The organism is Dyella sp. SYSU CM1112, assembly GCF_058216415.1.
The window spans coordinates 190,877-211,315 of sequence record NZ_JBZEGI010000005.1; the positions used below are offsets into that span (position 1 = coordinate 190,877).

The window sequence follows — 20,439 nt, forward strand, 5'->3', positions numbered from 1 at the left end:
GGCATGACCATCCCATCCAATGCAGACGTGAGCATCGAGAAAGAAGGCGTCATGGACGCCAGCATACCGCCCGGTGCCATGCATGGTCCCCATCACAGCGCGGTGGACATGGCCGACATTGCCGCGCAGGACGAAGTGCAGCACGAGTCGGCGCTGCGCGATTCAAGCTTGCGCGTGCCACGCTGATCGTCATTCGCTGCAGGCCTTGAAAAGCTTCAATGCACCGTCCCACCTAACCGTAAATCCAGCTGCAGCATCATTTCCCGTCCGTAGATGTTGTAGTTCTGGTTGTTGAAATAGGGATAGAGCACATCGCTGGTGTCGCGCGGTGGCATCTTGTTGGCGAGGTTGTTGACCAGCAGGGACAGCGCGAGCCGGTGCGTCGGTCGGTACGTGGCGCTGGCGTTGAAAATAATCCACGGCGACAAGTACCCCGCACCCGGATAGCCGAAACCTTCGCTGGTGGCAGCGAAATTGGGCGATGGGCCATAGCGGTGTCCATAAAGCGTGCTCGTCCACCGACCATCCGAGCTGGTCCAGCCAAGGCTGCCGCTGACGATGCTCTTGAACTCCGTGCTGTAGAGGGGATTGGCGAGTTGATTGATCGGCAGCGTATCCGGCGCGATCTGATAGTCGTGCTTCAGCATGTCGTTGTAGTCCATCTGCACGCTGAAGGTGCCGAAGCGGGACAAGGCGAAGCGATACCGCATGCTGCCCATCAGCGATTTGGTGACCTCATTGGCGAGGTTGGCGTAATACGTGGTGACGTTGGTGATCGATCCACGTCCGCCAGCGCGCTGTACCTGGCTCGTCGCCGCCTGGCATGTCGCCGAAGACGGATCGCGCTGGCCGAGCAGGCATTGCGCATCCGTGCGCATCAGCACATTCATGTCTTGCTGCACGACTTCGTTTTGAATGGCGATATGCAAGTAATCGAGGCTGACATCCAGGTGGTCCGTGGGTGACCACACGGTTCCCAGCGTCCAACTCTGCGCAGACGTGGGTTGCAGTTGGGTATTCGCCAATGTGGTGCCGCGAATGCCGTACTGATAAGCCGTGCCGCAAGGCGTGCTATGCGCTACGGCACAAAGGTAATCGTCGGTGACGACGGTGTAGTAATCGGTCGGGCCCAGGAAGATGGAGGCCAGGTCCGGCGCCTTGAACGACGTTGTGTAATTGCCGCGAAACAGCAGCGCGTTGATCGGTCGGTATTCGATACCGGCCTTGTACGTGAACTTGCGATTGTTGCTGCCGCGATCGAGCGCGTAATAATCATATCGGCCGGAAAGATCGAGGGTGAGGGTTCTGAGGAGCGGCAAATTCAGTTCCGCCGCTGCCGCAGCATGGGATCGTTGTCCGCCGCCTCCCGTCGCGGCGTGCTCGAACACATCACCGTGCATGTACAAAGTGTTGAGGGGTTCGTACCAGGCTTCGCTGCCGCCTTCGAGCAAGGCCGCAAAGCCGGCATCGCCGCCAGGTAGCGCAAACAACGATGCATGGCTGACGGTAGCGCGCGTGTCATTGATCCAGGTGCGGCTGGATTCGCCGACGCCTTGGGTAAAGCTTGCGTATTGCGCGGGCGTGATCGGTTGAAAAAACGCCTGATAATTCGGGTTATACAGATTCAGGCCGTAGCGAGGATCCGTACCTACGACCGGACCAAGGATAGTGCCGAAGAAAGCATCGATATCCGCTTTGATCGATACCGGCTCAACCACTTCCGTGCGATCGCCCGTGCGGAGGTAATAGATATCCCAGTCCCAACCCGAATCGCCCCATTCACCGGTGGCGCCGAGGTCGATGCGATAAAGCAGATCCTGTTGCCGATACATCTGGCCTGCCGCGCCGTCGGGCATTTCTTCCGGCGCAAAGTATTTTTCAGGGTAAAGCAGCTGGCCTGTCGTCGCATCCTCAATGCCGCCATGTGGAAGATCATCCGGAAACCAGGCGGAAACTCCCGGAAACCAGCGTTGGGTTTGCCAATTCACTGTCGCATCGCTATACAGCTTCACGCGATCACTAAGCCGATAGGCGAGCTTCATCATGCCATCGAGATTTCGCAGCTGATTGCTATAAGTGGTGTAACTATTCAGTTTGCGCGATCCGCAATAGACACCCGATGGATTCGGGGCACTGCTGGTTACCAGCATGGTGGTGCCGCCGAAGAGGGATTTGGCGCAACCGTTGGGTGGCGCAAGATAGCCCAGTGGCGCACCGGTATACGTGGCACGGGTGCCGTAATCGAGGATACCGGCTTGCACACTGGGGGCGGCTGTTGCACCGGTGCCCGGCCCGCTGCCGGCAGTGAGGCGGCGCTGGTAGCCCCATATCGGTGACGCATTGTCGAATTCGAACACGCCCAGCATGTGCCATCGACCGACGTCATGTCCGTAAGCGGCACTGATGCGTTGGTTCGCGCCGCCGCCATCCGTATAGCCGCCCGTTCGCACCGACAACTCGCCGCCATCAAGATGCGACTTGGTGACGATGTTGATGACGCCGCCGATAGCCTGGGACCCGTAGATCGACGACGCACCGCCCGGCATCACGTCGATGTGATCGATGATCGCTAATGGAAAATTGGAAATATTGGTGAAGTTGAAGGTGCCGTTGTAAAGCCTTCCAAAATTCGCCACCGGTTTGCCGTCCAACAGAATCAGCGTGAATTGCGGGCCCAACCCGAACAAGCTGACCGGTTGCGCGCCCTGCGTAAAAGAACCTGCGAGTTGTGGCCCTTGCAGAGAGCCTGTCGCCAGGACTGAGTTCTGCAGAACTTCGGCGAGGCTGTTAAAACCGCGCGCCTGGATATCTGCGGCCGTGATGGTCGAGGTAGGCGTAGCGGTCTGGATATCTGCGTTGCGGATGAGCGAACCGCTGACTGTCACCGTACTCAAGGTCTCGGGCCTGCTCACGGCATCCCTGTTGACGGCTCGGTGCGCCGGTGATTGAAAAAGGGGCGAGGCCTTGAGCATGAACGTGGACGCATTCACTTCTTCCCAGGTCAAACCCGTGCCGGCCAGCAATTGACCCAACGCCACGGCCGGGGTGTAGCGTCCTGACATGCCGCGCGTGTGCTTGCCTTGGACGAGCTCCGGCGCGTAGACGATTTGAATGTCACTTTGTGCGGCCAGTGCATCCAGTGCGTCGCGCAAACTGCCAGCGGGAATGCTATAGACACCTACCGCGTGCTCTTCGCCGAAGGCCGGCGGCAGGGCGAACAGCAGGCTCGTGGCCACCAGCATCCATCCCAAGCTGTGCGTGCATATCAGGGATAAGCGCAGCCGGGATGCCAACGCTCCGAAGCCGTGCGTTACGCGGCGGAGTCGAATCCACAGCAAGCCTCCCCAGGCGGTTTTCCGCATTCCCGTTTTAAGCCTCCCATTGAATCCCCTGACCAAGGATGTGCGATGGCGCGGACCACACATCGATGGAAGGCTCGATCATAGGGCACACGAGACGATTCGTGGCGTCGGAACACGCATAAGGAAATGCGGGCGGCGCTGGAGGTCGATGCCTGTGCTGCTTCGCAAGCGCGCCAAAAACCGCAGCTTATGCTGCTGCCCCGACGGAAGCAGGGGTCCGGTGTCTTGCTGATCAACACGGCATTTCGTTCTAGCGTTTGTCGGACGGGAAGCCGGACGCCTCTTCATCAGCCTTATGCAAGAGAGAACACCGCGGTATCGAGCGGCTAAGCCTGGTTCTCAACCCGACAAGGAAAAAACCCGGCCACGATGACCGGGTTTTCCCATCCATGGCACGCGTCCCTGCGCGCCCAAACCGATTCAGAACGTGATGCTCCAGTTATTGAGTGTGCCGTTGTCGCCGTAGTACTCCGGATCGTTATCGATCACCTTGAGTTTCCACGTCCCATTGGCGGGCACCGACGAAGCATTCACCGTCCAGGTCGTGTTGATGTTGCCGTCATCGCCGTAGTCGGGGTTCTGCAATACGGCGTACGCGCCATTGGGGGCAATGATCTCGATGGTGAGATCGCCGGACCAGTTGTGCGTAATGCTGGCGTGCACTTTCAGGTTCGATGGTGCATAGCCCGATTCACCCGTAACCGCGATCGCGCTGGTGATGGTGGCGTTGTCGCGGATCGTTACCGGCTTGTTGTTGCTGAAGACACCGCTGCCGCCACTACTGCTGCTCACCGTCACGGAAGCCGTCTTGGTATTCGTCGCGCCGGTATTGTCAGTAACGGTCAACGTCACCGTATAGGTTCCCGCCGCCGCATAGGTATGGCTGGGGCTGGCGGACGTAGACGTGCTGTTGTCGCCGAAATTCCAGGCATAACTGCTGATCGTGCCACCGCTATCGGTGGAGCTGTTGCTGAAGTTGACAGTGAGTCCGCTGGCCGTATCGGTGAAGCTCGCCACCGGATCGCCCTGGCTACCGCCGCCGCCACTGTTGGAGCCACCCCAGTATTGGGTGACATAGGCATTGAACTTGGCTATGTCGAGACTGCCCCAGCCAGTCGTGTTGTCATAGCCGGCAGCCGCGTTGTAGCCGTAGCCGTTGTAGCCGTTATTGCCCGAGGTGACATCGTGCAGGGGTGTCGCATCCTTCGGGAAGTAGGTGTACATGTCCTGCGTCGGCAGGCCGAGTGAATTGTTGTTGGCGGATTCGATGCGTGCCCACAAACCGACGAAGAGCGGCGAAGCGAGACTGGTCCCGCCGACTTGCTGATTTGCCTGGCCGTTGATCACGATCAGAGCGCCTGAACTGGAGGCGGCATCGAACGCCACGTCAGGCAGCTGGCGCTTGGTGACCGATGAGCCCAATGCCGCGGTCTGCCATGCGGGCGCGCCTTCGAACAAGCTGACCCCGCCGCCGGTCGCCCACAACCGCTCGTTGTCATCATTGTTGTTCGGATCGATGCTGGCGAGTCCTTCGTTCCACACGGTTTCGCCGGACCAGGTCGTCGTGTTGCTGGTGCTTAGTGTCGTGCCACCGACAGCCACGACATTCGGCGATGTCGCCGGCTCGCTTACCCCGTAATGGCTCAGGTCGATCTGCACTGTGCCGCTGGAATTGGCGATATAGCCCGGTGCGCCTTCCACCGGATCGCTCGACCATTGGTATACGCCCGCATCGCCCGAAGCAACGGAAAAGGTCTGTCCTTGCGCAACGGCTTGCGCAAAGACTTTGTCGTCCGCCGCCTGTGTGCCGGAATTGTTGGCCGCCGTTTCGTCTTCACCAAGCGACACATTGATGACCTTGGCCACGTCATCGGTGACGGCTTTGTTGTAAGCAGCGGTAATGGCTGCATCCGTCAGCTGGCTGTCCTGGCTGTCGCCATTGATCGCGGCATAGAAAATCAACTGCTTTACGCCGCCCGACATACCAACGATGTCCTGGCTGTCCAGGTCCCACTCGGACGGGTCGCCATCGTTGGCAAGCGTGCCGCTGCCCGCCGCGACAGTCGAGGTATTCACGGTCGCCAGGCCTGCGTCCTTGGTGAACGTATTCAGGTCCTTGATCGTCTGGGTCATATCGCCCCAGGTGATGATGCCTACCACGGTGTTCGATGCGGTTGGTGTATTGCCGGCGTCGTAGATCTTGGCGAAGTCAGTGGGGTTATGCCCCACCACGCTAGCCGAAGCCTGCGCTTTTGCTGCGTCGTTGCTGATGCGATGCGACATCACATGCGGCCTGGCGTAATCCTGCAGGCCGAGCACGCCGTCGACGATGCTACCTAGCGATTGCGGCACAGTGACGTCGGAGCCGTTGGCGAAATGCTGTTTGCCCTTGAAGCTGAAGCGCTTCATGTCTGCATGGAAGGCCGCATTGGCGTCCGCAGCAGTGCCATCCGCCGACACCAGCAGATTGTTCGGCGCGACCTTGATGCGTTTGAAACCCGACGCTTCAAGATGCGCCACCACCGCTTGCACCTGCGCATCGGTGGGTGCGTATTTCGCCTTGAACTGCGCTGGCGTCAGGAAACGATGATAGTTCGCGCTGCCTGGCTGATTCACCGACACAAGAAACGCCTGCAGTTTGTCGACATTGCGCAGATTGAGGCTGACCTCGACATGCAACGGTTTGCTTTGCTCCAGCGGCACGACCTGCGCCGCATCGATCGAAGGATGACCGGTCATCACCAGCGTAGACAGTGAGCCCCCATGATTCTGGATGCCCGCATGCGTACGCGTAGCGACCCTCGTCCCGGCGGCATGTGCCGACATGGACAGCAACGCCAGCGATAACGCTGACGACAAAACCGATGTGCGAATTCCCCAACATCCAGAACGGCTCGACATGAATAAACTCCTTTGATTTTTTTGGGGACGAACGAAGCCTCTGCGGCTCGCAGTCCTCAGTAGTTGTTATGGCCGCCGCATGGTGCGGCGTGTCGATTCACCTGTGATGCCCGGCAACCCGTAGCGCCCAATGAGCGGCGTCCCCTACTGTCCCTGTACGCCAATCATGTACAACGTCGCCGTTGAATTAAGACGCGAGCGAAACGAACATCCCTACCTGTGTCGTGCACGAAGGCGTCGTTGTGTGCGGAGTTTGTGAAGCCGATGCCTGCGCACTGTCGCGAACGGCAGCGCGACGCAGGCATTCAAATGAACGCCTGCGCGTAGCCGTCACCACAGCGCAGAGGCTGCCGCATCAACGCGCACGGGCAAGCACGATCTGTGTGTCGTTGACTCGCGTGGCGCGGATGTTCCAGCCTTGCTGCAGGACCTGCAGGAGGGTTTGCTCGTCGCCAGTGTGAAAGACGCCACTGATGCGCACGTTCTGCAACGACGGATCCCCAATGCGCAGCTGCGTGCGGTGGTAGCGATTCATTTCGGCGAGCAGATCCGGCAGGCACCAGTCATGCACGAACAATTTGCCTTGCGTCCATCCTTCCGCACGCTGCAGATCGATCGCATGCACGGCTGTGATCCTGCCGCTGGCGTCAAACGAAAGTCCTTGACCGCCCACCAGCGACGCACGGTGTGTGATGCCATCGGCAGAAGAGGTGGCAATCGCCAGCTTGCCCCGCAACAGTGCGACGTCGGTCGAGCCATCGTCGAGGCGCACTTGGAATTGCGTGCCGACAGCCGTCACGGTGCCATGTCCGGCGTGCACCACGAATGGCCACGCATGATTGCCGTGGACGCTGAATTGCGCTTGCCCGCGCAGCAGGTCGACACGCCGCGCACGTGCGCTGTATCGCACGACCACGTCCGTATTCGTGTCCAGCACGATGGAAGAGCCGTCGTTCAACGGAACAGTCCGCTGCTGGCCGGTTTGCGTAAGGTAGGTGGTGCCGGCTGGACCCGGCGACGTTGCTAGCCATCTGGGCAGCACGATAACGCCGATGAGGACGGCAAAGGCTGCCGTCACAGCAGGAATGAGCCAGCGCCGCGGTCGGACCGTAGACGCGTGCTCGTGCAAAGCGCGCATCGCTGCAGCGGCGACGGCGGGATCTCTTGCCGCGCTGCGGCTCTGTTTCCATACCCGCTCGACGTCGCGATAGGCCACCGCATGCTTGGGATCCGCCGCCAGCCAGCGTTCGAATGCAGCATGTGTTTCCGGTGGGCAATGCTCATCCAGCAGGCGGGCGAACCAATCCTCGGCTTCAGAGCTGGAGCCGGGTGTCGCGTCGAAGCCCGCATGGGGTACACCCGCTTTCCGCCTGTCCATGTCCATTAAAACGCTTCCTTCGAGGAATCACCTACCTTGCGTCGCAGCTGGGCAAGGGCAGTAGCCAGATGCTTCTCGACCATCTTGATGGAAATGCCGCAACGGCCAGCAATCTCCGCATGGCTCAGGTTATGCACGCGCTTGAGCAGATACACGCGCTGGCATTTGGGTGGCAGCTCCAGAATGGCCTTGCTCAGCCGGGCGACCTGCTGATCGTAGGCGGCCCGTTGCTCCGGCGAGTGTTCGGGGGTGGCAATGTCCAGTCCGTCCAGCGCCACGTGATCCTTGCTGTGATGGCTGAGGGCCACCCGGTATTGGTCATGTGCGACATTCTGGGCAATGCGGTAAAGCAGCTGCTTCCAGGCCGAGGGCGGTTCCAGTTCCCGGTAGCGCAACAGCTTGGCCATGCTCTCCTGCGCGGCGTCCTCGGCATCCTGTTCGGAAGCCGTCCGGGCGCGCAGAAACTGCAGCAGGCCACGAAACTGGCTGCGCAGGAACGTATCAAAACTGCGCGCATGGGCGTCGGCACCCTTGCCGGGTACGTCGGTCAAATCTCCCCCCGATGCACGTTCCCGCTTGTCGTTCATCCCCAGTGTCATACCCACCCAGATTCGACCGAATGTGACCGAAAAAGGGATCGTGTGCAACAAACAGAGGCGTGCCCAGGATGGCGACGGTCATTGCGTCAGGACGCTTTCCTCATTCTGTCTGAGTCAGGATGGTTTAAAAAGAAACCAATGTTTTCCCTTTCCTGTCGCATGAATTGTCGTGCTGATGAATTGACATCACGGATGATGAAAAACGGGTTTCTCAACGTGAGCTGTGCTTCATGAAGCTATGTTCGCGATGAGTATCCGGTCGATTTTCTTGGTGGGATGTGACCCATGATGCGGTTTGCTCCGGCCTTCACAGACCCGACAGCAAGCTGTCATAGTTACGTGTGCAAGCTTGACGAACCTGGAAGTAAAGAGGCAGTAGTCCGTGAACGTGTCGATACAGCTTGAATTGAGCGAGGTCGCTGGTCTTGAGCATATTGCAGAGGGCCGCGCGGCAAACGTGTCCGGCGATGTTGCAGATCGCTTGCTTGAGATGGGGTTGGTGCAGCGCGTGGACTCGCGTGCCGATTATCATCAGGCACTGGAACTGACGCCGAAAGGCCTTTCCTTTATCCGCTCGAGCGATCAGTAGTTATTCCCGACGCTAGCTCAGGATCACGATGCCGCCTGGCAACGAAGTGACCTTGGCGCCGTATGCATCCTGGATCAGCGCAGCGACGTCGGCGAGCTGATTGAGCGAGAATCGCGCCTGCACCTTGCGAGCTGCAAGTGCGTCATTGGCGATGATGATGCGGCCGGGGCGATAGCGGTTGATTTCTTCCACCACCTTGGCCAGTGGCTGACCGTCAAAGATCAGCACACGCCGGCGCCAAGCCATGGTGATGTCGATATCGGCGGTCACGACGTCGCCCAGCCTGCCAGCGCCATAATCGGCACGCTGCGCCGTATTCAGCACAACGCTCTGGCCTTTGTAGTGAAGCGTGGTCGCACCGTCGAGGCCGGTGACTTCGATATTCGTGTCATAGCAACGCACGTTGCACTTACCTTGTGCGCTTACGTCGATACGTCCGCCACCGGCATATATGCTGATGGGGACATCCGTTGCCGTCGTGGCCTTCACTTGGATTTCGCCGCCGAGCAAGTCGATGCCGACCAGGCGGCTGCCGGATTTGCGCAGATTCATCGCCGTCTGCGTATTCATTTGCACCACGATGCCTTGCCCCAGATCCACTTCACGCTGTTCGCCGGTGGCGGTGCGATAGTCCGCCGCCATGTCCGATAGCGACGGCCATAGTTGGAGAGGCGGATGCATCACTACCAGCGCGGCGGATGCTGCGACGGCAGCGCCGAGAAAAGCGCGCCGGCTCATGCGGGGTCGCGTGCGCGGCGCATGGCCAGGGATGTCACTCGCGTTGCGGAGCTGCTCGTGCGCCATCCACGCCTGCGCAGCAGGTCCGAGGTTTTCCCACAGGCGCCGGGCTTCCGCAAAGGCCTCCACGTGAGCAGGGCTTTGCCCGCACCAGTGTTCGAACGCCCGCGCGTCCTGCGTGGTGGCCGTGCCCGAGGTCAGGCGCAGCAGCCATTGCTGCGCTTCTTGGCGCAGCACGACCCGGTGATCGGCGATGTGGTCGGAAATCCGCATACCTCTAAGACTCTTTTCCCGCGCCGGGACCGAACCGCTGGGTGACTTTCCGATCGAGACGCTTGCCGCAGTGGTCGAGCGCCTTGCGCAGCTCCTTGCCGACCATTCGCACCGAGATGCCAAAGCGACGGGCGATATCTTCCTGCGGAACGTCCTCGACGCGCGCAGCGATCAAGATGGCACGTTGCCGCCCAGTCAGTTCATCCAGGGCCCGTTCCAGCGCGGCCACTTCCAGCTTGGCGTGGACGATCCGCGCCGGATCGAGGGTATCTGCGCCAACCTGCAATAGGTCTTCCACCTCCTCGCCGGTGAGGTAGCGTGCGTCGGCCTGACGTTGATCCGTGGCGACATTGACGGCCATGCGAAACAGATAGCCGGCGGGATTGCTCGAAATGGCCGGTGCCTCGCTCATGCGCTTGATGCGCAGATAGGTTTCCTGCAAGGCGTCGTTCGCCAGCTCATCGGAACCCAGGCGATTTTTCAGGCGGCGCCGAAGTTCATGGCGTCGTTCCATGAAGAGTCGAAGCAGGGGTAAAGACGTGGTTTCCATCGCGCGCGGCCCTCAGCGGGCAGACTCGGAAAGGGACGCGCAGGCCGAGGCGTGTGCATGCTGGGGCAGTAACAGCAAGGTGATGGGTTGCGGCATGTCCTGTGGCGGGGGATCCAGCATTAATTCGCTCAGGGCGCGACGCACATCGTCATGGCGGCGATGGTCGTCGCCGGGCGTGAGAAGCCGGGTTTTTTCCACCCGCCCCGAAGGGGCGATCCATATCTGCATGGCGAGCCGATAGGTCCCCGGGCGTGTGTCATCGGACCGACACAACGCCGCTTCGATCGGTCGCTGAATCGTTCCGGCATAGCGTTCAATCACAGCTTCGTCCCCCCCGCTTACCGCCCCTTCTACTCGTTCCTGCCTGATCTCGTCGTCATCCTCGTTCGGCGTGGCGAGCTTCAGCGTAAATGCCTGATCGCTGGAGTAGCTGGCGACGAGCCCAGTACCCGCGAGCAATGCCCGCAATGCTTCAGTTGTATCGAATACTCCTTGTACGCCGGGGGATTGCCGTCCCGCAGCGAGTGTGTCGTCCACCAGCACTGCTTGCCCCGTAACGTCGGTATACGCACGCAATGCTGTCAGCAGCGATTGCGGCGCTATGTCGAACGTCATGATCCGTTCGGCCTCGTGCTTCTGTTCCGCAGGCAACGTCACCTGGTACGGCGCGGAAACCGATTCCGCAAAGGGCGCCCACGGTAGCGAGAAACACAGCGCCAGGCACGTGAACCGCCGGAATGCGAAGAATTTATGCTCCTTTGTAACGAAAGCGCCGCACGTTGAATAACCTCCTCGAGCCAAGCCAAAGACTAGGCCCCCAATATGACAGCGGATGGCGCTGGTGGCAGATGCGTCAATGGAAACCATCAGTGCGCCATTCGTGTTGCAGGCCCGTCAAGCCGCCGGACGAGGTTGCGTGCATGGCATCCAACGCACCGTGCGCGCTCGCGTCTACAAGGGGTCATCCAGAAGGTGTCATCCAATGACGGCCAATGTAGCAGGGACAGGCATTCACCTGCCGGTCGTGTGTCCGGATACATGACACCTTGATGTCGTCAACGCCTGTTTACCCCCGGCACATGAAATTTTCGTGACATGGTTCAGTCGCGGACCGAGACGTCCGTCTAACCCAGCAGGAGTCGTGGACGGGCATGGATGCCCTTCATCCGGTTATTCGCATCGCGCGCCGTGCTGTAGCCCGCGCGCAGGGGAAGTGCTGGCTTCTGAAACGGACGGCTAAACGCCGTCTCGATAAGGGTACGTGCTGCGTGATCAAGCGAGTGAGATATCGGCCACAGGAACAGCATGGATGTTTGCCGCGGGAGTATGGCCGGCGAAAGGGGGGTGTGCGAGCGACCACGTGGCTTGCTTTCTCCAACAGCATCTCATGCGCGGTGAACCCAGCGCCTGTTGTAGAGCGGACATGTTGCTGTCGTGATTCGGTTATGGGCAGCACGCTAGTGTCAAAGCGTCGATGGGGGATGCGCCGGCTCAAGCGCGACGCCGGTGCGCCGATGCAAGCACGAGGCGGTGAATGAACATGCGACATGGAGTTGGTGTTTCGATGCGCCCGCTGGCCGTCTTGATAGGTCTGTTGCTGGTATTGCCACAACCGGCCATGGCGCAAAAAGGGGCTGCTCCGGCGCCGTCTGGCACGCCAGCCAGCTTTCAGGTCAACGAGTATCTGGTGCGCGGCAATACCTTGCTGGATCCGGTGGCGATTGAAACATCGGTGGAGCCCTATCTGGGGCCCGGCCGCAGCATGAACGACGTGCATGCCGCGCGCGATGCACTGCAAAAGTTGTATCAGTCCAAAGGCTATCAATCGGTAGTGATCGAGATTCCGCCGCAGCAGGTGAAGAACGGTGTGATCCTGCTGCAGGTGGTGGAAAACAGTATCGGCCGCGTACGCGTGGAAGGCGCGAAATACCATTCGCCGCAAGCCATTCGCGATGCCGTGCCGGCGCTGGCGCAAGGCGCGGTGCCCAACTTCAATGACGTACAGCGCGAGCTGACCGACTTGAATCGGCAGCCCGGTCGCCAAGTGGTGCCTTTGCTCAGTCCCGGCAGCCTGCCGCAGACCATGGACGTTACGCTGAAAGTGGACGACTCCAACCCGCTGCATGGAAGCGTGGAGGTCAACAACGATCACAGCGTGGGTACACCTGACCTGCGCACGATCGCGAATGTTAGCTACAACAATCTGTGGCAGTTGGGGCAAACGCTTTCGGCGACCTATATCGTCGCGCCGCAAGATCGGCAGGCGACAGAGGTCTATGCGCTGTCCTACCTGGCGCCACTCAACACAGACTGGAGCCTGCTCGGTTCCGCCTATAAATCCAACAGCAATGCCAACACCCTCGGCGGGACTACCGTGCTCGGCAAGGGCAATGCGGTCAGCATCCAGGCAACCAAGCAGTTGCCGGTACTTGGCGATTACACCCAGCTGGCGTCGATCGGCATCAGTCGCAAGCATTTCGACCAGAACATCATGTTGGGCGGCCAGACGCTCGAGGCGCCACTGACGTATTACCCGCTCTCAGCGTCTTACACCGGACAGCGCGTCAGCGACAAATCGACGACAAGTTTCACGCTCACCGGCAATTTCGGTTGGCGCGGCCTGGGCAGCGGCAATCAGGCCTTCGACACCCAGCGCTACAACGCCCGTGACGATTTCGCCGACCTGCATCTGGACATCAATTACGCACACAGCTTCGCTGACGGTTTTGCTTTTGCAACGCGCGGCAGCGCACAGGCGACCGATACACCGCTGGTCTCCAGCGAGCAGTTCGCAGCCGGCGGCATGAGCAGCGTGCGCGGGTATCTGTCAGCGGAAGACACCGCGGACAACGGCGCGCTCGCGTCGGTCGAACTGCGCACGCCATCGATCCATTCCTGGCTCGGCTCCTTCGCCGACGACTGGCGCTTTCATGTCTTCGTCGACGGCGCACGGCTGTGGCTGATCGATCCCTTGCCCGAACAGCGCGGGCGTTTCGTCTTGCTCAGCACCGGCATCGGTACGCAGTTCACCGTATTCCACAACCTGAGCGGCGACCTGGAATACGCCTATCCGCTGCGCAATGGCATGCAAACCAAGGCGCACGACGGGCATCTGCTTTTCAGCGTCAAGGCAGGGCTCTGAGGCTCAGTTATCACTTCGCATCTAGGGGTTCAACGACCATGCGGTATTTCATCTTTCTCTGCGCACTGTGCCTGTTGCTGCTGTCGCGAACAGGCTTCGCCAGCGAGTCCTCCTGGTGGAACGACGATTGGTCGTACCGCAAGCCGATCACGCTGGATACCACTCCCAAGGGCGCAAACCTCGCGCAGCCGACCGGACGCATGCCGGTGCTGATTCGCCTGCATCCGGGCAACTTTCAGTTCGACGGCGTGAGCAAGACCGGCGCGGACCTGCGCTTCATCGGCAGCGACGGCAAGACGCCATTGAACTACCAGATCGAAAACTTCGACCCGGTGATGGGTGTAGCGCAAATCTGGCTTGATGTGCAGGACATGCCGAGCGACGGCCAGCAAACCATCTGGATGTACTACGGCAATACCAAAGCGCCAGCCATGAGCAGTGGGGCGGCTACGTTCGATGCCAGCTACACCCTGGTCTATCACTTCGACGAACAGAGCGGGCAACCGCCGAAAGATGCCACCGCGTACGGCAACAACGCGCTCAGCGGTGCCTTGCGTACAGTGGATGGCGGCATCGCTGGCCATGCCGCGCGCTTCGATGGCACCACCGTGGTGACCTTGCCGGCCAGCTCTTCGCTCAACATCAAGGATGGCGGCAGCTTTACCTTCAGCGCATGGATCAAGCTGGACGCATTGCCGACCACGGCAACGCTGATTTACGGCCAGCGCCAGGATAACAAGGCTTTGTTGATCGGCATCGATAAGGGTGCGCCATTCGTGGAGGTGGATGGCGGCAGCCAGCCGCAACGCAGCAGTGGCGGCGCGCCATTGAAGGCGGGTGAGTGGACTTATCTGACGGTCACCGCCGGAAACGGGCAGATCGCGCTGTATGTCAATGGACGTCCCTACGCCAACCTCGCTGCAACCTTGCCGGCGCTCAGTGGTAGCGCGAGCTTGGGTGGCGATGTCGCCAACGCCACGGGCGCCGCTGGCACGCCGGTTCCTTTCGCGGACTTTGTCGGCGACATGGACGAATTGCGTTTGTCGAATGTTGCGCGCCCGGCCGCGCTGATTGCTGCGAACGCGCTCTCGCAGGGCGCGGAATCGAAGCTGATCGCCTATGGCCAGGATGAAAAGAAATCCGGCTTCGGTTTTGGTTACTTCGGCATCATCGTCAAATCGGTCACGGTCGACGCCTGGGTGGTTATTACCCTGCTGATGATCATGGCGGTGATCTCCTGGCTGGTGATGTGGCAGCGTGGCAGCTACGTCTCGCAGGTCACCCGCGCGAACGAACGCTTCATGCGCCGTTATCGTGACCTCGGCGGCAACTTGCTTGGCCTGGCCGGCAAGGATATATCGCCCGCCATACGTCACGAGCTGATCGGTTCGTCGCTGTATCGCTTGTATGAAACCGGTACTAAGGAAGTATGGCGTCGCCGTGACGGTGAAGGTCGCCTGGTGATTGCTTCCGAATCCATCGAAGCCATTCGCGCCGTGATGGACTCCACCCTGGTCCGCGAAAACCAGGCGCTGTCGCGCTCGATGGTGATGCTCACCATCGCGATTTCCGGCGGCCCGTTCCTCGGACTGCTCGGTACGGTGGTAGGCGTGATGATCACCTTCGCCGCCATCGCTGCAGCGGGTGACGTCAACATCAATGCCATCGCACCAGGCATTTCCGCTGCCTTGCTCGCTACCGTCGCCGGCTTGTTCGTCGCGATTCCCGCCTTGTTTGGCTACAACTACCTGCTGACACGCAACAAAGCCGTTACCGCCAACATGCAGGTGTTCGTCGATGAGTTCGTGACGCGCCTGGCCGAGCTGCATCGTTCGGTTGATCTCTCCACGGTCGAAAGCTGAGGAGCGTGCCATGCAGGTCCAGGACGAAGACAAACCCTACGACGACATCAACATCACGCCGATGCTGGATCTGGCCTACGTGCTGCTGGTGATCTTCATCATCATGACCACCGCGGCAGTGCAGGGCATCAAGGTCAATCTGCCCAAGGCCAGCGCCTCGATCAGCCTGGCCAAGCCGCAGACGAAAGCGATCACGATTTCCGACACGGGGCAGATTTTCCTCGATGCATTCCCCGTCACCATCGGTGAGCTGGAGCAGCGGCTGCGCGAACAAAAAGCACTGACGCCGGACTTTCCCGTCATCGTCAAGGGCGACGCGCATGTGCAGTACCAGAAAGTGGTCGACATCCTCGATCTGCTGCGCCGTCTTGAACTCAATCAAGTCGGTCTGGTGACCGGCCGGCAACCGGGCTAAGGCTGCAGGAGCGCGCGATGTTCGAGCCCGGTTACATAGAGCGGAAAGGATGGCGTCGATGGCGCGGCCTCATCATCGCCGTATGGGTGTTGCTCGCGGCAGCGTGGCTGGTGTGGATGCTCGCCGGCAATGAAGTTGGCGTGCGTCGGTCGGCACCGCGTATCGCGACGATTACGCCCTTGCCGCCACCCCCGCCGCCGCCGAAAGAAAAGCCGCCCGAGCCGAAGAAAGTCGAGGAGACCAAAGAAGAGATTCCCAAGCCGGCCGAACCGGTAAAACCGGTGGAAGCGCCCAAGGCATCGCCGGACGTTGCCAAGCAAATCACCATCAATGGTCCCGCGCAGGCCGGCAACGATGCCTTCAACATCGGCGCGGGCGAAGGCGGCGGCATGGTCGGTAGCGGTGGCGGCAGCGGCGTGGGTGGCGGCTCTTACGAGCAATACCTCAGCTATGCCTTGCAAGAAGCCATCCAGCACGATGACCGCACGCGCCGTCTCGTCTTCGACGTGCGTGTGAATTTATGGCTATCGCCAGATGGCGGCGTAACGCGGGTGGAACTGGTCAAGCCCAGCGGTGCGCAAAGTACCGATCGCGCCTTGCTCGACGTGCTGCGTGGCCTACGCATCGACACACCACCTCCCCCGCATCTGAGCATGCCGGTGCGCGTCGCCATGCGCGGCTACCGGCCCGGTTGAGGGGTGAGCCATGTACGCGATGAGCTCGTTTTTCAAATGGCGCAAGGTCGTGTTCCGGTCCTTGCGTGCAGCAGGGGCGGGCTGGGGTGAGGTCAAGCCCCTCGTCGCCGGGCCCGACTCAAACACCCTCATTCCAGCCTTGCTCTGCACCAAGAGCGGGGAACAGATCTAGCAGCAGCAACGTATTGGAGAACGTGATGAAGTCCCGAATCGCCTCACACCCTGTCCGGCGTCCTCGAGCGAGGCTGCTATGCATGGCCGTCAGCTTGCTGCTAGGCGGACACACTGTTGCCGCGTTCGCACAGGATGCGGCACCGTCCACCAACGCCACCATCAACCTGATTCACCTGATGGTGAAAAAGGGGCTGCTTACGCAAGGCGAGGCCGATGGCTTGCTGAAAGAAGCCAACGATGAAGCCGTGCAGGCACGCAAGGCGGCAACCGCCAGCCCCGTACCGTCCGATGGCGCGCAACCCGGCGATGTGCGCGCGGTGTACGTGCCGCAGAACGTACGCAACGAAATCCGCGACCAGGTGAAGCAGGAAGTGATCGCGCAGGCCAAGAGCGAACACTGGGCCGAACCGAACGCACTGCCCGATTGGCTGGATCGCATCAGCTGGTTCGGTGACCTGCATGTGCGCGACGAGTCCTGGTTGTATAGCCGCAACAACGCCAACGACTTTATTGATTACGGCACGTTCAATCGCACGGGACCGTTCGACATCAATCCCATCACGCAAGGTTCCGCCACACCGCCGATCCTCAATTCAACGCAGAATCGCCTCAACATGCTGCGCCTGCAGGCGCACATTGGCATGAACGTGAAACTTGGCGACACCATCGCCGCGGGCGTACGCATCGGTTCGGGTGGCGACAACAATCCTGTATCCACCACGCAGACCCTGGGCGGCGGCCTGATCAAGAAAGATATCTGGCTGGATCAGGCCTGGGTGCGCTGGCAGCCGAGTCAGTTCTACGCGATCACTGCCGGCCGCATGCCCGATCCCTTTGTGGTTACCGACTTGATCTATTCCACCGAACTGAATTTCGATGGTGTCGCGGAACATAGCGATTTGCCGTTTACCGATGACCTGGGCGGCTTCGCCACGGTGGGCGGTTTCCCGATCCAGTACAACGGCCCCGATGCGCCGGAGGATGCCTACAGCGACAACAAGAGCAACAATGGCAACAAGTGGCTATGGGCGGCACAGGCCGGCTTCAAATGGAACTTCGCCAGCGATGCGCAGTGGAAGGTCGCGCTGGCGTACTACTTCTTCGATCGTATGCAAGGTCAGCTTTCCGAGCCATGCGCGATCTATACAGGCATCAACTACTGCAGCACGGACAACACCGCACCCATGTATATGCAGAAGGGCAATACGGTCTTTCTGTTGCGCGACATCGTGCCCGATCCTTCTTCACCGGATAACTACGCGCAGCCGCAGCTCGTCGGCCTGTCGTACAACTATCACATCGCCGATCTCCTCAATAAAGTCGATTTCAAGGTCGGTGAAACACCGATCGAGATCCAGGCCGAGTACGAACGCAACCTGGCCTATCACGCACGTGATGCATTCGACCGCTATGCAGATGGCCTGGGCATACCGATCAACAATTACCAAAGCGGTGCGACCGCCAATTCGACCGGCCCCTACAAGAGTGGCCCAGTGGGTTGGCTGCTTCGCGGCATCATCGGCAATCCGCACCCGATGGCAGCAAACGAGTGGAACATCGCGCTGGGTTACAAGTATCTGCAGCCGGATGCGATGCTCGATGGCCTGACCGACCAGAACTTCCACCTGGGCGGCACCAATGCCAAGGGCTTCATCCTTACCGCGGATTACGGCATCGCGCCACGCACCTGGGTGTCGGCGCGTTACTACGGCGCCAAGCAGGTCTATGGACCGCCTTTTACGCTTGACGTCGTGCAGTTCGAAATCAGCACGAATTTCTGACGCGAGGAACGACGGATGAAACGTGCAGCGATCATTGCCGGAATATTGAGTGTCGCCATCGCCAGCGGTGCTCACGCGCAAACCCTGGAACAGCAATTGCGCCAGCAGCTTGCCGACGCGCGCAGCCAGTTGCAGGACTTGCAAGGCCAGCAGGCGCAATGGCAAGCGCAGAAAGCGCAGTTGCAGCAGGAGCGTGATACTGCGCGCAAGGAGCTGGATACGGCCAAGGCGGAGTTGAGCAAGGATCGTTCGGTATCGACGCAGGATGCGTCGGCCTTGTCCTCGGAACGCGCCGCACACGATCAGGCGGAGGCGGAAGTGCAGCAGCTGCGCAAGGACATGGCCGCCGCCAACGCTCAGCTGCATACGCAGCAACAGCAGGGCACCGATCTCTCTACCCAGCTGAGCGAAGCGCAGAAGCAGGTGACCACCTGTACGGCCAGGAACCAGGCGCTGTACAAGATCGGCAACGAAATATTGGATGCCTACAGCCACATGACGCTACGCACGGTGATCGCCAGTCGCGAGCCATTCGCGGCGAAAGAGCGGGTGAAACTGGACGATGCGGCGCAGGCGTATGGCGATCGGCTTTATGAACAACGCTACGATCCACACGCAGCCGGCCCGGCGAAGAAGCCCTGACACGTTTTCCCATTGCAGTGAAGCGGCTAGAGGGCGTAGCTTGGGGGAACGCGTTCACCACAGGCACGGTGCGTGGACTGAACAGGGTCAACGTTTCACCCCAAACTCCCTTCGTAATAAAGGATAAGTCTTACCCATGCGTATTCATCGAACTCTGCTTATCGCCACCGCCGCCATCGCTGTTACGGCGGGTGGACACGTCACTGCGCTGCATGCCCAGGGCAGGAACGACAATCCCGCGTTGGGCGGCCCGGTCGTACCGGGGGTGTGCATGCTCTCGCGCGAGGCGATCTTCGCCAATGCCAAAATAGGCCAGGCAGCCTCGGCGCGATTGAAGCAGCTGGCAGAGCAGGCGCAGAGCGAAATCGACACCGAACGCAAGCCGCTCGACGCGGATATCCAGACGTTCCGCTCGCAACAGGCATCGCTTTCCGCCGAGCAGCGCCAGTCGCGCGAACAGGCGCTTTCACAACGGATGCAAAAAGTGCAGGAAGACCAGGCACTGCGTGCGCGAGAACTCGAAGCGACGCGCGCGAAGGCGCTGGACCAGATCGCTCGTGACGCACAACCGGTCATCACCAGCGTCTACAACAGCAAGCATTGCGGCCTACTGATCGATCGCAACATCGTAATGGGCGGCAACATGGCCAACGATCTCACGGCCGGTGTCGTGCAAGGTCTGGACGCGAAGGTCACCACCATTTCCTTCAACCTGGAAACGCTGCCTGCCGGCGAACCCGCTGGCAGCACCGGCAACTGATGCAGGGATGCGCGCTGTGCGACCGACTGCGCTACTGACCGGGATAGGGTGGGCGATATCCACCATGGTCATGGCGCAATCGATCGCACCCGCGCATGCGGCAGGACAGGCTGCATCGCCTTCGTGCGTGGCCGTTACCGTGAACGGCCAGCCCGCCTTGTCTTACACCTGCCTCAATCAACATCTCGCCGCGTCGACGCAACCCGTCCAAGGGCCTGCGATACAACTCGACGCGGTCGCGCATGCGCCGAGCAACCAGCAAGTCGGGCAATTCAACTTCGCTGCCTTCAGCCATCAAATGGGCAACAGCCTGGGCAAATCGGTGATTCCGCAACGTCCACCACCGCCGCCACCGTTACCTTTGTTTGGTGCACCGGTGGTGACGCATTGATCAACTGCTTCCAGTGATAGTTGCCACAGGCCGGAAACAGCTCCCTCCCTGCATGCAGGGGGCGAGGTGAGGTAAGTCGCGCACTTGCTTGACGTTTTCTGGCAAACGCTCACGCCTCAGGCAGAGAAGCCTGGTTTCGGCTCGTTTTATGACGGACGCAAGTTGGGCAACTGGCGTGTCGCAGCTT

Annotated in this window: 17 protein-coding genes; 10 read left to right on the forward strand and 7 right to left on the reverse strand. The window is 60.4% G+C overall.

All coding sequences use genetic code 11. From position 1 onward, the window contains the following. Positions 1-3: 3 nt before the first annotated feature. Complete coding sequence (locus AC4HNJ_RS09705) at positions 4-186, forward strand: hypothetical protein (protein WP_490479358.1); 183 nt, start codon at positions 4-6, stop codon at positions 184-186. Positions 187-215: 29 nt separating this feature from the next. Here the strand turns inward: AC4HNJ_RS09705 and AC4HNJ_RS09710 are convergent, their stop codons facing one another. From AC4HNJ_RS09710 to AC4HNJ_RS09725, 4 genes are all read right to left on the reverse strand, one after another. Next, positions 216-3,236, reverse strand: a complete 3,021-nt coding sequence (locus AC4HNJ_RS09710; RefSeq protein ID WP_490479359.1) for a TonB-dependent receptor — start codon at positions 3,234-3,236, stop codon at positions 216-218. A gap of 546 nt (positions 3,237-3,782) precedes the next feature. Further along, on the reverse strand, positions 3,783-6,263 hold the full coding sequence (locus AC4HNJ_RS09715) for a protease pro-enzyme activation domain-containing protein (RefSeq protein WP_490479360.1): 2,481 nt from the start codon (positions 6,261-6,263) through the stop codon (positions 3,783-3,785). Between the two features lie 355 nt (positions 6,264-6,618). Next, entirely contained in the window at positions 6,619-7,641 is a 1,023-nt protein-coding gene (locus AC4HNJ_RS09720) for a FecR family protein (protein WP_490479361.1), read from the reverse strand. Positions 7,642-7,646: 5 nt separating this feature from the next. Further along, positions 7,647-8,228 (reverse strand): RNA polymerase sigma factor, encoded by a 582-nt coding sequence (locus AC4HNJ_RS09725; RefSeq protein ID WP_490479362.1) that lies wholly within the window; start codon positions 8,226-8,228, stop codon positions 7,647-7,649. Between the two features lie 394 nt (positions 8,229-8,622). Here AC4HNJ_RS09725 and AC4HNJ_RS09730 point away from each other — a divergent pair, with 394 nt between their 5' ends. Beyond that, entirely contained in the window at positions 8,623-8,829 is a 207-nt protein-coding gene (locus AC4HNJ_RS09730; protein ID WP_490479363.1) for a hypothetical protein, read from the forward strand. A 12-nt stretch (positions 8,830-8,841) separates the two neighbouring features. Here the strand turns inward: AC4HNJ_RS09730 and AC4HNJ_RS09735 are convergent, their stop codons facing one another. From AC4HNJ_RS09735 to AC4HNJ_RS09745, 3 genes are read right to left on the reverse strand one after another with little or no spacing between them, the layout of a single operon-like run. After that, the gene (locus tag AC4HNJ_RS09735; RefSeq protein WP_490479364.1) at positions 8,842-9,840 is read right to left on the reverse strand and encodes a FecR family protein; all 999 of its coding nucleotides are present in this window, start codon (positions 9,838-9,840) and stop codon (positions 8,842-8,844) included. A 4-nt stretch (positions 9,841-9,844) separates the two neighbouring features. Continuing rightward, positions 9,845-10,354 carry an RNA polymerase sigma factor gene (locus tag AC4HNJ_RS09740; protein ID WP_490479365.1) on the reverse strand — a complete coding sequence of 170 codons (510 nt, stop codon included), beginning with the start codon at positions 10,352-10,354 and terminating at the stop codon, positions 9,845-9,847. 48 nt (positions 10,355-10,402) lie between these two features. Continuing rightward, positions 10,403-11,005 (reverse strand): STN domain-containing protein, encoded by a 603-nt coding sequence (locus AC4HNJ_RS09745; RefSeq protein ID WP_490479366.1) that lies wholly within the window; start codon positions 11,003-11,005, stop codon positions 10,403-10,405. A gap of 925 nt (positions 11,006-11,930) precedes the next feature. Here AC4HNJ_RS09745 and AC4HNJ_RS09750 point away from each other — a divergent pair. The 8 genes from AC4HNJ_RS09750 to AC4HNJ_RS09785 all read left to right on the forward strand — a co-directional run bounded on the left by AC4HNJ_RS09750 (position 11,931) and on the right by AC4HNJ_RS09785 (position 20,252). Continuing rightward, positions 11,931-13,532: a ShlB/FhaC/HecB family hemolysin secretion/activation protein gene (locus tag AC4HNJ_RS09750; protein WP_490479367.1), complete on the forward strand. Its 1,602-nt coding sequence runs from the start codon at positions 11,931-11,933 to the stop codon at positions 13,530-13,532. 38 nt (positions 13,533-13,570) lie between these two features. Continuing rightward, positions 13,571-15,394 (forward strand): DUF2341 domain-containing protein, encoded by a 1,824-nt coding sequence (locus AC4HNJ_RS09755; RefSeq protein WP_490479368.1) that lies wholly within the window; start codon positions 13,571-13,573, stop codon positions 15,392-15,394. Between the two features lie 10 nt (positions 15,395-15,404). Further along, positions 15,405-15,809 carry an ExbD/TolR family protein gene (locus tag AC4HNJ_RS09760; protein ID WP_490479369.1) on the forward strand — a complete coding sequence of 135 codons (405 nt, stop codon included), beginning with the start codon at positions 15,405-15,407 and terminating at the stop codon, positions 15,807-15,809. A gap of 17 nt (positions 15,810-15,826) precedes the next feature. Further along, on the forward strand, positions 15,827-16,504 hold the full coding sequence (locus tag AC4HNJ_RS09765; RefSeq protein ID WP_490479370.1) for an energy transducer TonB family protein: 678 nt from the start codon (positions 15,827-15,829) through the stop codon (positions 16,502-16,504). Positions 16,505-16,758: 254 nt separating this feature from the next. After that, on the forward strand, positions 16,759-18,459 hold the full coding sequence (locus AC4HNJ_RS09770) for a putative porin (protein ID WP_490479371.1): 1,701 nt from the start codon (positions 16,759-16,761) through the stop codon (positions 18,457-18,459). A gap of 15 nt (positions 18,460-18,474) precedes the next feature. Then, the gene (locus AC4HNJ_RS09775) at positions 18,475-19,101 is read left to right on the forward strand and encodes a hypothetical protein (protein WP_490479372.1); all 627 of its coding nucleotides are present in this window, start codon (positions 18,475-18,477) and stop codon (positions 19,099-19,101) included. Between the two features lie 136 nt (positions 19,102-19,237). Then, positions 19,238-19,861: an OmpH/Skp family outer membrane protein gene (locus tag AC4HNJ_RS09780; RefSeq protein WP_490479373.1), complete on the forward strand. Its 624-nt coding sequence runs from the start codon at positions 19,238-19,240 to the stop codon at positions 19,859-19,861. A gap of 16 nt (positions 19,862-19,877) precedes the next feature. Continuing rightward, positions 19,878-20,252, forward strand: coding sequence for a hypothetical protein (locus AC4HNJ_RS09785; protein ID WP_490479374.1), 375 nt, complete (start codon positions 19,878-19,880; stop codon positions 20,250-20,252). Positions 20,253-20,439: the final 187 nt, after the last annotated feature.

Coding starts and splice junctions, on each gene's coding strand:
- AC4HNJ_RS09705 (WP_490479358.1), top strand. CDS start 4: ATGACCATCCCATCCAATGCAGACGTGAGCATCGAGAAAGAAGGCGTC.
- AC4HNJ_RS09715 (WP_490479360.1), bottom strand. CDS start 6,263: ATGTCGAGCCGTTCTGGATGTTGGGGAATTCGCACATCGGTTTTGTCG.
- AC4HNJ_RS09720 (WP_490479361.1), bottom strand. CDS start 7,641: ATGGACAGGCGGAAAGCGGGTGTACCCCATGCGGGCTTCGACGCGACA.
- AC4HNJ_RS09725 (WP_490479362.1), bottom strand. CDS start 8,228: ATGAACGACAAGCGGGAACGTGCATCGGGGGGAGATTTGACCGACGTA.
- AC4HNJ_RS09735 (WP_490479364.1), bottom strand. CDS start 9,840: ATGCGGATTTCCGACCACATCGCCGATCACCGGGTCGTGCTGCGCCAA.
- AC4HNJ_RS09740 (WP_490479365.1), bottom strand. CDS start 10,354: ATGGAACGACGCCATGAACTTCGGCGCCGCCTGAAAAATCGCCTGGGT.
- AC4HNJ_RS09745 (WP_490479366.1), bottom strand. CDS start 11,005: ATGACGTTCGACATAGCGCCGCAATCGCTGCTGACAGCATTGCGTGCG.
- AC4HNJ_RS09750 (WP_490479367.1), top strand. CDS start 11,931: ATGCGACATGGAGTTGGTGTTTCGATGCGCCCGCTGGCCGTCTTGATA.
- AC4HNJ_RS09755 (WP_490479368.1), top strand. CDS start 13,571: ATGCGGTATTTCATCTTTCTCTGCGCACTGTGCCTGTTGCTGCTGTCG.
- AC4HNJ_RS09760 (WP_490479369.1), top strand. CDS start 15,405: ATGCAGGTCCAGGACGAAGACAAACCCTACGACGACATCAACATCACG.
- AC4HNJ_RS09765 (WP_490479370.1), top strand. CDS start 15,827: ATGTTCGAGCCCGGTTACATAGAGCGGAAAGGATGGCGTCGATGGCGC.
- AC4HNJ_RS09770 (WP_490479371.1), top strand. CDS start 16,759: ATGGCCGTCAGCTTGCTGCTAGGCGGACACACTGTTGCCGCGTTCGCA.
- AC4HNJ_RS09775 (WP_490479372.1), top strand. CDS start 18,475: ATGAAACGTGCAGCGATCATTGCCGGAATATTGAGTGTCGCCATCGCC.
- AC4HNJ_RS09780 (WP_490479373.1), top strand. CDS start 19,238: ATGCGTATTCATCGAACTCTGCTTATCGCCACCGCCGCCATCGCTGTT.